This is a genomic window from Calditerricola yamamurae, assembly GCF_054654135.1.
On sequence record NZ_BAAIFH010000004.1, the window covers coordinates 477668 to 489346 of the forward strand.

General features: G+C 59.4%; 10 protein-coding genes and 1 pseudogene. 1 reads left to right on the forward strand and 10 read right to left on the reverse strand.

What is annotated here, in order from left to right:
- Nucleotides 1-215: 215 nt before the first annotated feature.
- Together scpC and ACYQ0Z_RS03835 are read right to left on the reverse strand one after the other, a co-directional pair.
- Nucleotides 216-1748, reverse strand: a complete 1533-nt coding sequence (gene scpC, locus ACYQ0Z_RS03830) for a succinyl-CoA:acetate CoA-transferase ScpC (RefSeq protein WP_459864531.1) — start codon at nucleotides 1746-1748, stop codon at nucleotides 216-218.
- A gap of 177 nt (nucleotides 1749-1925) precedes the next feature.
- Nucleotides 1926-2564, reverse strand: coding sequence for a LytTR family DNA-binding domain-containing protein (locus ACYQ0Z_RS03835; RefSeq protein WP_459864533.1), 639 nt, complete (start codon nucleotides 2562-2564; stop codon nucleotides 1926-1928).
- Between the two features lie 209 nt (nucleotides 2565-2773).
- Between ACYQ0Z_RS03835 and ACYQ0Z_RS03840 the strand changes: the two genes are divergently transcribed.
- Complete coding sequence (locus tag ACYQ0Z_RS03840; protein WP_459864535.1) at nucleotides 2774-3727, forward strand: pseudouridine-5'-phosphate glycosidase; 954 nt, start codon at nucleotides 2774-2776, stop codon at nucleotides 3725-3727.
- Between the two features lie 94 nt (nucleotides 3728-3821).
- Here the strand turns inward: ACYQ0Z_RS03840 and ACYQ0Z_RS03845 are convergent, their stop codons facing one another.
- From ACYQ0Z_RS03845 to ACYQ0Z_RS03880, 8 genes and pseudogenes are all read right to left on the reverse strand, one after another.
- A complete protein-coding gene (locus ACYQ0Z_RS03845; RefSeq protein WP_459864537.1) occupies nucleotides 3822-4328 on the reverse strand; it encodes a DoxX family membrane protein in 507 nt (168 codons plus the stop codon).
- A gap of 265 nt (nucleotides 4329-4593) precedes the next feature.
- Nucleotides 4594-5790 (reverse strand): ABC transporter permease, encoded by a 1197-nt coding sequence (locus ACYQ0Z_RS03850; RefSeq protein ID WP_459864539.1) that lies wholly within the window; start codon nucleotides 5788-5790, stop codon nucleotides 4594-4596.
- A 4-nt stretch (nucleotides 5791-5794) separates the two neighbouring features.
- A pseudogene (locus ACYQ0Z_RS03855) lies at nucleotides 5795-6510 on the reverse strand (ABC transporter ATP-binding protein).
- A gap of 341 nt (nucleotides 6511-6851) precedes the next feature.
- Nucleotides 6852-8042 (reverse strand): elongation factor Tu, encoded by a 1191-nt coding sequence (tuf, locus tag ACYQ0Z_RS03860; protein WP_459864541.1) that lies wholly within the window; start codon nucleotides 8040-8042, stop codon nucleotides 6852-6854.
- Nucleotides 8043-8167: 125 nt separating this feature from the next.
- Nucleotides 8168-10243 carry an elongation factor G gene (gene fusA / locus ACYQ0Z_RS03865; RefSeq protein ID WP_459864543.1) on the reverse strand — a complete coding sequence of 692 codons (2076 nt, stop codon included), beginning with the start codon at nucleotides 10241-10243 and terminating at the stop codon, nucleotides 8168-8170.
- 39 nt (nucleotides 10244-10282) lie between these two features.
- A complete protein-coding gene (gene rpsG, locus ACYQ0Z_RS03870; RefSeq protein WP_459864545.1) occupies nucleotides 10283-10753 on the reverse strand; it encodes a 30S ribosomal protein S7 in 471 nt (156 codons plus the stop codon).
- Between the two features lie 44 nt (nucleotides 10754-10797).
- Nucleotides 10798-11220: a 30S ribosomal protein S12 gene (rpsL, locus tag ACYQ0Z_RS03875; protein ID WP_459864546.1), complete on the reverse strand. Its 423-nt coding sequence runs from the start codon at nucleotides 11218-11220 to the stop codon at nucleotides 10798-10800.
- Nucleotides 11221-11345: 125 nt separating this feature from the next.
- Nucleotides 11346-11600 carry a 50S ribosomal protein L7ae-like protein gene (locus tag ACYQ0Z_RS03880; protein ID WP_459864548.1) on the reverse strand — a complete coding sequence of 85 codons (255 nt, stop codon included), beginning with the start codon at nucleotides 11598-11600 and terminating at the stop codon, nucleotides 11346-11348.
- Nucleotides 11601-11679 lie beyond the last annotated feature (79 nt).

An 11679-nucleotide genomic window follows, 5' to 3' on the forward strand; every position in this document is an offset into this window, starting at 1 on the left:
ACCTGAGGGAGCCTCTTGCCAAGAGTATTCGGTTAGGTTTTTACGTGAGGGATCGGTTTCACTTCGGTTAGGTTTTTATGTGAGTTGACACGGGAGAGACGCAATGGCCATGACGTTCATCGGAGATCTGTTTACCCCTGTAGGCCTACAGGAATGTCCCATATATTTATTTTATTAGAAGGGAATTTGTCAGCCGGACGCACCCTGCGACTCCGTTACCGCCCGATCACCCCGATACCCGCGGCGGTGCGCATCGATCCGTTGCGTTCATATGCCAGATGAAAGCTGAACGCCTTTTCGAGGACGTGCGGCGTGTGGCCCCCGTGTTTTAATGCCTCGCGGTAGTATTCCATCAGCAACGGACGGTAGTCGGGATGCGCGCATCGTTCGATGATCAGCGGTGCCCGCTCGATCGGCGCGAGTCCCCGGAGATCGGCATACCCGTATTCCGTAACCAGAACATCAACGTCGTGTTCGGTGTGATCGACGTGGGAAACGAACGGAACAATGCGCGAGACCGCGCCCTTCTGCGCGATCGATTTGGTCACGAAGATCGCCAGACGGGCATTCCGGGCAAAGTCGCCAGACCCCCCGATCCCGTTCATCATCCGCGTACCCCGCACGTGCGTGGAATTGACGTTGCCGTAGATGTCGGCTTCCAGCGCCGTGTTAATCGAGATCAAGCCGAGCCGCCGGACGATCTCCGGATGATTGGAAATTTCTTGCGGACGTAAAAGCAAACGATTTCGATACGCATCGAAATCCCGAAAGACTTCTTGCATCTTCTTCTCCGTCAGCGTAATGGCCGATGCCGAAGCGAACACAACTTTGCCCGCGTCGATGAGATCAAAGACAGCATCTTGGAGCACTTCAGAATAAAACTCAAGGTCGTGGAACTCCGAATGCATCAGCCCGTATAGCACCGCATTGGCTACCGAGCCGATGCCCGCCTGCAACGGCGCAAGGCGCGGTGTGAGCCGACCCGCGGCGACTTCGTTTCGCAAAAATTGAAGGATGTTTGCCGCAATTTGGTCTGTCACGGCATCGGGTGCAGTAATGGGAGAAGGCGAATCGGGCTGATGGGTGAAGACCACCGCGACAATTTTGTCCGGATCCACCGGGATACCGGGCAACCCGATGCGATCGGACGGGTTGACGAGGGGAATCGGCTTCCGCGCGCCGCGTTCGCCGACTTCATACACGTCGTGAATGCCGTAAAGCGCCCGCGGCTGTGCAGTGTTAATCTCGAGAATCACATGTCGCGCCCGCTGGACGAAAAGCGACGTATTCCCCACCGACGTCGTCGGGATGACGAGGCCCTCCTCCGTAACGGCCAACGCCTCAACAATCGCCACATCAATCGGGGGGAGCACGCCTTCGCGGATCCACTCGGCAGTATGGGACAAATGCTGATCGATGTAGAGAATTTCGCCGCGGTTTATCTTTTGCCGCATCACATCGTCGGACTGGTACGGCAGACGCCGCCGCACGATGCCGGCTTCCGCCAGTACGCGATCCACGTCGGATCCGAGGGATGCCCCGGTGATGATGTTGAGTTTGAGCGGCTCCTGTTTCGCGCGGTTGGCCAACGCAAACGGCACCGCCTTGGGCTCTCCCGCACGCGTAAAACCGCTTAAGCCGACCGTCATTCCATCCTTAATCCACGAAGCCGCTTCTTCCGCCGTGGTAATGCGCGCATGAAGGCGGGAATCACCAAGAAGCGCTTTCATTTCCTCGTTTGCCAACATGCTATCCCCTTCCCCTTTCATATTGTCTTCAATTTCTTAACCTTAGCAAAGGAAGGGTGGGCCATCGATAGGTTTTGCACCAAATGGCTATTTTTATACCCCAACGGTCATTTTTGCAACATGAGTTGGCTTCTGCACACAGGACCGCGCCAACCACCGGGAGCAGGGCTCGTGAAGCTAAAACCCAAGCCGCCGACGCAACAGTGGCGCATACGATCGGCTCACGTACAGACGCGAACCGTCAGACATCACGATCCGGAAGGTGGAATGCGAATCGGGATGGATTTCCGTGATCCGGTGCACGTTGACGATATACGCCCGATGAATGCGGGCAAAACGATCGGGCGGAAGGGATTTTTCTAACGTCGAAAGCGGGGCCCGGTGAAGACCTTGAGCGCCGGTCGCTTGGATGAACGTCTTGCGGTTTTGCGCTTCTAAGTAAATGATGTCTTCCACGGCAATCGGGACCCAGCGTTCACGGTCCCATACGGTTAAGAACGAGGCAGTCGGCGGGAAAGGCGCCTGGGAAGCAAACGACTGGGGAAAAATAAGGGTAACCACGCCTTTCAGACGCCCGGTCTCTTTAATCGGGACCGATAGGCCGAAATACGCGACACCAAACAGGCATTCATCTCGCCATTCGGCTACCTCACGTTCTAGGCGCAGCGCCTTATCGGTCACCGATCCGGGTTTGATCGGATCACCCGGACGGATTTTCAGGTCAATAAGCGGACTCGGTCGGTAGTACACATACCGTTGCGCGTCGGCAACCACGAGCGAAGGCGAGAACGTCAACCACGCGGCTCGCTCTTCCATGTGCTCCTCACCTTCCTGCCCCGAATCTGTTCCATTCACCCGCTGTCAGTCCTTCCGCAGTCAAACGCGAAGAAACCATTGATGCAACAGCGGCACATCGCCGATAATCGGGGAAGGAGTCCTTTCAATCTCTCTCCCTTTCATTCTAGCCGAGGCAGGATTCGAATGGCTTGCTGATTTCGGCCCGTGGGTGCAGGAGGAATGATCCCATGTCCGAACAATGGCTGGTCTTCTCCGACGAAGTGCAAGCGGCCCGCGAAGCCGGAAAACCGCTGGTCGCCTTGGAGTCCACCATTATCTCCCACGGCATGCCCTACCCGCAAAACCTGGAGACGGCCCACGCCATTGAGGACATCATCCGAGCACATGGAGCCGTGCCGGCAACCATTGCGATTGTCGACGGCAAGATCAAGATCGGGCTCAGCACCAGCGAGTTAGAAGCGCTTTCCACGCGGTCCGACGTGCTCAAGGTGAGCCGGCGGGACATCCCCTACGCGCTAACCCAGCGCAAAATGGGGGCCACCACCGTCTCGGCCACCATGATCGCCGCTCGCCTCGCCGGCATTGCCGTTTTCGTCACCGGCGGCATTGGCGGCGTGCACCGCGACGTGAACGAAACGCTGGACATCTCCGCCGACCTGACGGAGCTGGCCCAGACCAACGTAGCTGTCGTCTGCGCGGGAGCTAAGGCGATCCTCGACATCGGGCGGACCCTCGAATACCTCGAAACGCGGGGTGTTCCGGTGGTGGGGTACCAGACCGATGAATTCCCTGCCTTCTACACGCGCACCAGCGGCTTTCGGGTCGACTACCGGCTCGATACGCCGCAGGAGGTGGCCGCGCTACTCAAGGCCAAGTGGGATCTGGGGCTCGCCGGCGGCGTGGTGGTGGCCAACCCCATCCCCGCCGAAGATGCCCTCGACGAGGCCGTCGTGCGGCGGGCCATCGACACGGCGCTGGCGGAAGCCAAGGCCCAGAACATCCGCGGCAAGGCCGTCACCCCGTTTCTGCTCCGCCGCGTGAAGGAGCTGACCGGCGGCGCCAGTCTCAAGGCCAACATCGCCCTGGTCCAGCACAACGCGCGGGTAGGGGCGGAAATCGCGGTGGCATACCAAGCCCTTTGCCGTTGTTTTCCCCCCAAGGCCAGGCAGACGACCAACTAGCTCCTGCCGTGCCGCACGGAGCCGAGAACGCCACGGGCTAGGGCAGCAAGCAGTGTAGGAAAACGTCCAACTTCCCCCTCAGGAGAAAGGATGCTCAGGCACCCGCCGCCCCATTCCCGTGCTTGAAAAACGCGTTGCACATCCTTTTCATATACGGCGAAACAAAATAATCCAGACCGATTTTGCCGGCGTTTGCACCCGCCACAATGACGAAAATGCTCAGCAGAACCATTTGGGGGTTTATGCTAGTGGTTCCGCTAAACAGAAAGGCAAAGTTCATGACCATTCCAAAGAAGATGGCCGCAGTTGTGAAGCACCCGAGGATCAACCCCAGGCCCACCAGGAACTCCCCCCATGGAACGAGGACGTTAAACAACTCGACATGGGGGATGGCAAACCCCTCTAGGAATTTGGCCCACCACATCGGGACGGCAGGATGCTCACCGGTCGCTTTCGCCACCGCTCCACGCAAAAAGCCGCTCGCGTCAAATTCCCCTGTGATTTTCTCCCATCCTGCTGTGAGCCACGTATACCCCAGATATAACCTCACGACCAATAGCAAATAACTGGCGACGAGACTTTCCCGTAAGAAACGGATCATGTTAACCTCCCCCTCGTCAACGTTTTGTAAAGTGATATTCCCTTCGCCTTTTAGTCTAGTAAATCACGAGGGGGATTATTGTGATATTCTTAACAAATCGGCTTACGACATTGTGACAGTTCCGTTTTGAACGTGTGACGTCCCACCGGTCCGCGAAGGCAAAACCCCCGGCCCATTTCCTGGGCCGGGGGCTCGGGTACGAAGATACCTGCTACGGGAGCAAGCTCAAACGCCGGAAGCAGGGGCCTCACCTCGATGGCGAACCTTACCCCTTCACAATCAGCGACTCACGACGGAACAACGTGGCGGCCAACACGATGGCCAGCACGACAAACAAGCCGGTGCTCCCCATCGCGCCCAGCACAGCCCCCCACTGCGTCACCCCGTGAAACAGCTGCTTCATCACCGCGACAACGTTCAAGACCGGGATGAAAAAATAGGCGGTCGGGATCTCGTTCGGTGCCAGCGACATCGTCAAGTACGACGGCACCATCGCCACCAACAGCACAGGGGTGATATAGGTTTGCGCCTCCTTGAACGATTTCGCAAGCGAACTCAGCCCCAGCATCAGAGCGGCAAACATCATCGACAACAGCACCAAAAACAGGAGCAAGAGCGCAACGTTTGCCCCGCTAACGGCGTGAACCGGATCGGGAAAATCGCCCCCTTGCAGGCCCGCAAGTTGTGGAGCGAACCGAAAGGACAACAACAGGCTGCAGACCGAAGCCAGTGCGCTGATGCAGCCCATCAACGTAACGGTCAGCCATTTTCCCGTCAATACCGACATTCCGTGAACCGGAGCGGTGAGCAGGGCTTCCAACGTTCCCCGTTCCTTCTCGCCCGCAACGAGATCAACCGCCGCCGCCATGCCGCCGGAGGCGGTTGAAACCACCAGCAGAAAGGGGAGGATAAAGGCAAAAAACCCGCCGGTCTTCTGCTGCTCCGTGGCAACACTGCGCGACTGGATGTCGAGCGGCTTCACAATCTCTGGCGACAACTGCAAGCGAGCCAGTCGGGCGGCAACCAGTTGGTCTTGCACCGCTTGCAAATGGCTTTTCAATAGATTTTGGGCGATGGCCGATTTCGGGTTGGTCGGGTCGTAGAAAACCTCAATCTCAGCCGTTTGGTTGCGCTGCAACTTCTCGTTGATCTGCGGGTCAAGCTTGACGATCGCGCGGATCTCTCCCTCTTTCAGTGCCTGCTGCGGGTCGTGCACATGAACCACGCGGATCGCCGGATTCCGCGTCAAGGCGGCCACAATCTGCGCCTGCTCACCCTGTATGACAATCGGGATATCCTTGCGGGCCGCCTCTTGTGAACGGGACTCCATGTTGAGGAGCAACAACATCAAGCCCGGGATGAACAGAAACGGCAACAGGACGCTAACCAGCCACGTTTTCCGATCGCGAAACAGGTCAACCATCTCTTTTTTCCAAATGATCCACACTTGTCGAAAATCCATGGGTTCACCCCACGATGTTCATCATGATCTGATCCAGGTCGTTTGTCCGGTGTTGGGCGTACAGCGCTTCCACACGCCATTGTATCGCAGGACCCCCTTATGCAGGATCAGGACCCGGTCGCATAGCCGCTGCACTTCGCTCATGATATGGCTTGAGAACATGACCGTTTTGCCTTCCTTTCGAAACCTTTCGATCAATCGGCGCATCTCATTGGCCGACGTAACGTCCAGCCCTGTGGTCGGTTCGTCCAACAAGAGAATATCCGGATCGTGCACAAGCGAGCGGGCGATTGCGATCTTCTGTTTCATACCTTTGGAAAACCCACCGACCCGCTTGTCGAGAAACGCGCGCATTCCAAAACGTTCCGCCAACGCTTCGATCCGTTCAGCAAGCGTGGCTGGAGGAAGACCATACAGCCGTCCGAAATAGGCGATGTTTTCCCGGGCGGTCAAGCGGTCGTACAATCCGGTTTCCCCTCCAAACAGAATGCCGATCCGCTTGCGCACCGCCTGGGCGTGCCGGATGGCGTCCAAGCCGTCAATTTCGATGGAACCCGACGTCGGCCGCAACACCGTCGCAATCATGCGCGGCACAGTGGTTTTCCCCGCGCCGTTTTCCCCTAGCAAGCCGACCACTTCACCGCGCCCAACTGCAAACGACAGGTTTTCCACCGCCGTGAAACCGTTAAATGTTTTGGTGACCGATCGGAGAACAATCAAGCCGCTCCCTCCCGTTCCCCCCATAACCCACCCGTTTCCCGCCTGTCCCCATTCGGTTCGAGCTCCTTTAACAGATCTGCTGGAATCCCGAAACAAACGGATATAGACACCCAATACTTGGATCCGTCTTCCCGAAGGGCGAGGCGAAAAAAATCCTGATGCTGTCTGGATCCTATCACATTCCCGGTCCTCTGCCAAGGATTTGTTTGAAATTTCCAAATTCCCCGATCAGAAAACCCTCGGCATCAGCCCGCAGCCCTGCGGATGCACTCGGCGGTAAACCGTTTATGAACGAAAACCCCCGACCCACTCCGGGGTCGGGGGGTTGGAACCCAGCCGAATTATTCAACGATCTCCGTCACGACGCCCGCGCCGACCGTGCGGCCGCCTTCGCGGATAGCGAAGCGCGTCCCGTTTTCGAGGGCGATCGGGGCGATCAGTTCCACTTCAAAGTTGACGTTGTCGCCGGGCATGACCATTTCCACGCCTTCCGGCAGCTTGATCGTGCCCGTGACGTCCGTCGTGCGGAAGTAGAACTGCGGACGATAGCCGTTGAAGAACGGCGTGTGGCGACCGCCTTCCTCCTTCGTCAGGACATAGACCTCCGCCTTGAACTTGGTGTGCGGCTTCACCGTGCCGGGTTTGGCCAGCACTTGGCCGCGCTCCACTTCCTTGCGGTCCACGCCGCGCAGCAGGGCACCGATGTTGTCGCCGGCTTCGGCTTGGTCGAGGATCTTGCGGAACATCTCGACACCGGTGACCGTGGTCTTCTTGATTTCATCGCGCAGGCCTACGATCTCCACTTCGTCGCCAACCTTCAGCGTCCCGCGCTCGACACGACCCGTGGCCACCGTACCGCGACCGGTGATCGTGAAGACGTCCTCAATCGGCATGAGGAACGGCTTGTCAACCTCACGCTGCGGCGTCGGGATGTACTCGTCGACGGCCTTCATCAGCTCGAGGATCTTTTCCGCCCACGGACCTTCCGGATCTTCGAGGGCCTTCAGCGCGGAACCGCGGATGACCGGCACCTCGTCGCCCGGGAATTCGTATTGGGACAGGAGATCACGCACTTCCATTTCGACGAGGTCGAGCAGCTCCTCGTCGTCCACCATGTCGACCTTGTTCAGGAACACGACGATGTACGGAACACCGACCTGACGGGCCAGGAGGATGTGCTCACGGGTTTGCGGCATCGGACCGTCGGCCGCCGACACGACGAGGATGGCGCCGTCCATTTGCGCCGCACCGGTGATCATGTTCTTCACGTAGTCGGCGTGACCCGGGCAGTCCACGTGCGCATAGTGGCGGTTTTCCGTTTCGTACTCGACGTGGGCCGTGGAAATCGTGATCCCGCGTTCACGCTCTTCCGGCGCCTTGTCGATTTGGTCGTACGCGGTGGCTTGCGCACGGCCAAAGCGCGCCAGAACCGTGGTGATCGCCGCGGTCAGCGTCGTTTTCCCGTGGTCAACGTGGCCGATCGTCCCGATGTTGACGTGGGGTTTCGTCCGTTCAAACTTTTGCTTCGCCATACAGACAAGCCTCCTTAACCCTTGTTTTGGTTGTGATTGGTTGTGATTTGAAGAGGGGGACGAGGGTGGTTCAAACCACCCTCATTGTATCCCTTTCGCGGGTGACAGAAAAGAGGGAAATAGGGTTACTTCGCCCGGTTGTTGATGATTTGGTCGGCGATGTTCTTCGGCACTTCCTCGTAGTGGTCGAAGATCATCGTGTACGTGCCGCGACCCTGGGTCTTGGAGCGCAGCGCCGTGGCATAGCCGAACATCTCGGCCAGCGGCACCATGGCACGAATCACCTGAGCGTTGCCGCGCGGCTCCATACCCTCCACGCGACCGCGGCGGGCGTTGATGTCGCCGATGACATCGCCCATGTACTCCTCGGGAACCACCACTTCCACCTTCATCACTGGCTCCAAGAGCACCGGCGCGCACTTGTCCTTCGCCGCTTTCAGGGCCTGGGAAGCGGCGATCTTGAAGGCCATCTCCGAGGAGTCGACCTCGTGGTACGACCCGTCGAAGAGGGTGGCCTTGATGTCGATGATCGGGTAGCCGGCCAGCACGCCGTTCTGCATGGCCTCCTCGAGACCCGCCTGAACGGCCGGCACGTATTCCTTCGGCACGACACCGCCGACGATCTTGTTTTCGAAAACGAAGCCCGACCCGCGCGGCAGCGGCTCGAATTCGATCCACACGTGCCCGTACTGCCCGCGGCCACCCGTCTGGCGAATGAACTTCCCTTCACACTTGGCCGACTGGGTAAAGGTCTCCTTGTAGGCAACCTGCGGCTTGCCGACGTTGGCCTCGACCTTGAACTCCCGCTGCAAGCGGTCGACGATGATCTCCAGGTGCAGCTCGCCCATCCCGGCGATGATCGTCTGTCCCGTCTCCTCGTCGGTGTAGAAGCGGAAGGTCGGGTCTTCCTCGGCCAGACGCCCCAGCGCGGTGGCCATCTTGTCCTGGTCGGCCTTGGTCTTGGGCTCGATGGCCACGGAGATCACCGGCTCCGGGAACTCCATCGACTCGAGGATAATCGGGTTTTTCTCGTCGCACAGCGTGTCGCCGGTGGTGGTGTCCTTCAGGCCCACCGCAGCGGCGATGTCCCCGGCGTACACAGCCGAGATCTCCTCGCGATGGTTGGCGTGCATCTGCAGGATGCGGCCGATCCGCTCACGCTTGCCCTTCGTGGCGTTCAGCACGTAGGAACCGGCGTTGAGCACACCGGAATACACCCGGAAGAAGGTGAGTTTCCCGACATACGGGTCGGTCATGATCTTGAAGGCCAGCGCCGCGAAGGGTTCGTTGTCGTCGGCCTTGCGGACCGCTTCCTGCTCGGAATCCGGCAGCACGCCCTTCACCGGCGGGATATCCAGCGGCGACGGCAGGTAGTCGACCACCGCATCAAGGAGCAGCTGCACGCCCTTGTTGCGGTAGGAGGAACCGCACAGCACCGGGGTGATCTTGACCTCGCACACCCCTTTGCGCAGCGCCCGCTTGATCTCCTCGACGGTGATCTCTTCCCCTTCGAGGTACTTCATCATCAGCTCATCGTCGAGCTCGGCCACCGCCTCAAGGAGCTTGTTGCGCCATTCCTCGGCCTGCTCCTTGTATTCATCGGGGATCTCCCGGATCTCGTACTGGCGGCCGAGTTCGTCGAGCCAGTAGATGGCCTTCATCTCGATGAGGTCGATGATCGCCTCGAAGGTGTCCTCCTTACCGATCGGCAGCTGAATCGGCACGGCATTGGCGTTCAGGCGTTCGCGCATTTGCTCGACGGCGCGGAAGAAATCGGCGCCGACAATGTCCATCTTGTTGACGTAGGCGATCCGGGGAACGCCGTACTTATCGGCTTGGCGCCACACCGTTTCGGACTGGGGCTCCACCCCGCCCTTGGCGCAGAAGACGCCGATCGCCCCGTCCAGCACGCGCAACGAACGCTCCACTTCCACCGTGAAGTCGACGTGCCCGGGCGTGTCGATGATGTTGATGCGATGGCCCTTCCACTGGCAGGTCGTCGCGGCGGACGTAATCGTAATCCCGCGCTCCTGCTCCTGCTCCATCCAGTCCATCGTCGCCGCACCCTCGTGCGTTTCGCCGATCTTGTGCACGCGGCCGGTGTAGTAGAGGATCCGCTCGGTCGTCGTCGTCTTCCCGGCGTCAATGTGCGCCATGATGCCGATGTTGCGCGTCTTCTCCAACGGGAATGGTCGGCCCATGGGTATAGCTCCTTTCTCGCGGTTAGGATCCAGACGCCGTTACCAGCGGTAATGGGCGAACGCGCGGTTCGCTTCGGCCATCTTGTGCGTGTCCTCGCGCTTCTTCACCGCGCCGCCCGTGTTGTTCGCCGCGTCGAGGATCTCACCCGCCAAGCGCTCCTGCATTGTCTTCTCGTTGCGCAGGCGCGCATACTGCACGAGCCAGCGCAGACCGAGCGACACGCGGCGCTCCGGGCGGACTTCCATCGGCACTTGGTAGTTGGCACCGCCAACACGACGTGCCCGAACCTCCAGGACGGGCATGACGTTCTTGAGGGCCTGCTCAAACACTTCCATGGGGTCTTTCCCCGTGCGCTGGCGAACAATCTCAAAGGCCTCGTACAGGATTTTCTGCGCCTTCGACTTCTTCCCGTCAATCATCAGCTTGTTGATCAGCTTCGTCACCAGCTTGCTGTTGTAAATCGGATCGGGGTCGACGTCGCGACGGGGTACCGGACCTCTGCGAGGCATAACCCTTCCCCTCCTTTTCTAGCGGATCAACTGTCTACCAGCCGTCACTTCTTGCTCTCTTTCGGACGCTTGGTGCCGTACTTGGAGCGGCCTTGCTTGCGGTTTTGCACGCCGGCCGCGTCCAGCGCGCCGCGCACAATGTGGTAGCGCACACCCGGCAGGTCCTTCACACGGCCCCCGCGCACCAGCACAACACTGTGTTCCTGCAGGTTATGGCCTTCGCCGGGAATGTACGCCGTCACTTCGATGCCGTTGCTGAGCCGTACACGGGCGTACTTCCGCAGCGCCGAGTTCGGCTTCTTCGGCGTCATCGTCCCCACGCGGGTGCACACGCCGCGCTTTTGCGGAGACGGCAGGGGGATGAGCTGCTTGCGGAAGCTGTTGTACCCGTATTGCAGCGCCGGCGACTTGGACTTTTCAATCTTCTTCTGGCGCCCCTTGCGCACCAACTGGTTGATCGTCGGCATGACTGCACCTCCTTCCAGAATGGGCCCTCGAACGGACCGTCACAAGCCCACAGTTCCAGGCGGATCATCACAAAGGAAACGAAAAGCTTTGCCGGAGCGAGGCGAGCTCGCCCCGGCAAAACCGCTCACCGTTCCTTTATGATGGCGACCGCAGCCGCACCTACGTCGATGCCACAGGCCTCACCGAGCGCACGCATCGAGTCCACGTAACGCACCGGAATCCCCTTCAGCTTGCACAGGGCGATGATCGGTTCCGTCACGTGCGACTCGGCGTCGGTAGCCACAAAGACCTCGAGCGCCTCGCCCTTTTCGATGGCCTTCCTCGTCTGCTTGGTGCCCACGGTCACGGCCTTGGCCTGTCTGACCTTCTCGTACGACATGCGGTCATCCCCCAAGCAAACAGGTTCTAGGCACACCAGCTATCGTAACACGGCGTCCCCATCCCTGTCAAGCAAGCGA